This window comes from Flavobacterium caseinilyticum, from assembly GCF_004349085.1.
Taxonomy (GTDB): Bacteria; Bacteroidota; Bacteroidia; order Flavobacteriales; family Flavobacteriaceae; genus Flavobacterium; species Flavobacterium caseinilyticum.
On record NZ_SMFM01000018.1, the window covers coordinates 1 to 2910 of the forward strand.

Sequence of the window (2910 nt, forward strand, 5' to 3'; positions counted from 1 at the left end):
AGTAGCTCCAGTAATCACGGCTACAGGAACACCAACCAACGGTACATTGGGTTGTAATCCATCCGCTGATGCAATAAATGCAGCACTTGGAACAGCAACAGCAATGGATGCTTGTGGAATGGTAACTCCGACATTCACCGATAGCGTGGTTACGATCACGGGCTGTTTACGTTCACAAACCAGAACCTGGAATGCAACTGATGCGTGCGGTAACGCAGCAGCACCGGTTTCACGTACAACGACTTGGACAGTGGATACAGTAGCTCCGGTAATCACAGCTACAGGAACCCCAACCAACGGCACATTGGGTTGTAATCCATCAGAATCTGCAATCAATGCAGCACTTGGAACAGCAACAGCAATGGATGCTTGTGGAATGGTAACTCCGACATTCACCGATAGTACGGTTACGATCACGGGCTGTATACGTTCACAAACCAGAACCTGGAATGCAACTGATGCCTGTGGCAACGCAGCAGCACCGGTTTCACGTACAGCGACTTGGACAGTGGATACAGTAGCGCCAGTAATCACGGCTACAGGAACACCAACTAACGGTACATTGGGTTGTAATCCATCCGCTGATGCAATCAATGCAGCACTTGGAACAGCAACAGCTATGGATGCTTGTGGAATGGTAACTCCGACATTCACCGATAGCGCGGTTACGATCACGGGCTGTATACGTTCACAAACCAGAACCTGGAATGCAACTGACGCCTGCGGCAACAACGCAACACCGGTTTCACGTACAGCGACTTGGACAGTGGATACAGTAGCGCCGATAATCACGGCTACAGGAACACCAACCAACGGTACATTGGGTTGTAATCCATCCGCTGATGCAATAAATGCAGCACTTGGAACAGCAACAGCAATGGATGCTTGTGGAATGGTAACTCCGACATTCACCGATAGCGTGGTTACGATCACGGGCTGTATACGTTCACAAACCAGAACCTGGAATGCAACTGACGCCTGTGGCAACGCAGCAGCACCGGTTTCACGTACAGCGACTTGGACAGTGGACACAGTAGCTCCAGTAATCACGGCTACAGGAACACCAACCAACGGCACATTGGGTTGTAATCCATCAGCATCTGCAATAAATGCAGCACTTGGAACAGCAACAGCAATGGATGCTTGTGGAATGGTAACTCCGACATTCACCGATAGTGTGGTTACGATCACGGGCTGTTTACGTTCACAAACCAGAACCTGGAATGCAACTGATGCCTGTGGCAACGCAGCAGCACCGGTTTCACGTACAGCGACTTGGACAGTGGACACAGTAGCTCCAGTAATCACGGCTACAGGAACACCAACCAACGGTACATTGGGTTGTAATCCATCAGAATCTGCAATAAATGCAGCACTTGGAACAGCAACAGCCATGGATGCTTGTGGAATGGTAACTCCAACATTCACTGATAGCGTGGTTACGATCACGGGCTGTATACGTTCACAAACCAGAACCTGGAATGCAACTGACGCCTGTGGCAACGCAGCAGCACCAGTTTCACGTACAGCGACTTGGACAGTGGATACAGTAGCGCCGATAATCACGGCTACAGGAACACCAACCAACGGTACATTGGGTTGTAATCCATCCGCTGATGCAATCAATGCAGCACTTGGAACAGCAACAGCAATGGATGCTTGTGGAATGGTAACTCCGACATTCACCGATAGCGTGGTTACGATCACGGGCTGTTTACGTTCACAAACCAGAACCTGGAATGCAACTGATGCCTGCGGCAACGCAGCAGCACCGGTTTCACGTACAGCGACTTGGACAGTGGATACAGTAGCGCCGATAATCATGGCTACAGGAACACCAACCAACGGCACATTGGGTTGTAATCCATCAGAATCTGCAATCAACGCAGCACTTGGAACAGCAACAGCAATGGATGCCTGTGGAATGGTAACTCCGACATTCACCGATAGCGCGATTACGATCACGGGCTGTATACGTTCACAAACCAGAACCTGGAATGCAACTGACGCCTGCGGCAACGCAGCAGCACCGGTTTCACGTACAGCGACTTGGACAGTGGATACAGTAGCGCCGATAATCACGGCTACAGGAACACCTACCAACGGCACATTGGGTTGTAATCCATCAGAATCTGCAATCAATGCAGCACTTGGAACAGCAACAGCAATGGATGCTTGTGGAATGGTAACTCCGACATTCACCGATAGTACGGTTACGATCACGGGCTGTATACGTTCACAAACCAGAACCTGGAATGCAACTGATGCCTGTGGTAACGCAGCAGCACCGGTTTCACGTACAGCGACTTGGACAGTGGATACAGTAGCTCCAGTAATCACGGCTACAGGAACACCAACCAACGGTACATTGGGTTGTAATCCATCTGCTGATGCAATAAATGCAGCACTTGGAACAGCAACAGCAATGGATGCTTGTGGAATGGTAACTCCGACATTCACCGATAGCGTGGTTACGATCACGGGCTGTATACGTTCACAAACCAGAACCTGGAATGCAACTGACGCCTGTGGCAACGCAGCAGCACCGGTTTCACGTACAGCGACTTGGACAGTGGACACAGTAGCGCCAGTAATCACTGCTACAGGAACACCAACCAACGGTACATTGGGTTGTAATCCATCAGCATCTGTAATAAATGCAGCACTTGGAACAGCAACAGCAATGGATGTTTGTGGAATGGTAACTCCGACATTCACCGATAGTGTGGTTACGATCACGGGCTGTTTACGTTCACAAGCCAGAACCTGGAATGCAACTGATGCCTGTGGCAACGCAGCAGCACCGGTTTCACGTACAGCGACTTGGACAGTGGACACAGTAGCTCCAGTAATCACTGCTACAGGAACCCCAACCAACGGCACATTGGGTTGTAATCCATCAGAATCTGC

1 protein-coding gene is annotated in these 2910 nt (G+C 50.2%); it reads right to left on the reverse strand.

The genetic code is table 11. The features are described 5' to 3' along the window. Positions 1 to 2910: hypothetical protein (locus E0F89_RS17220; RefSeq protein WP_165930066.1), on the reverse strand; the 2910-nt coding region annotated here is incomplete at both ends.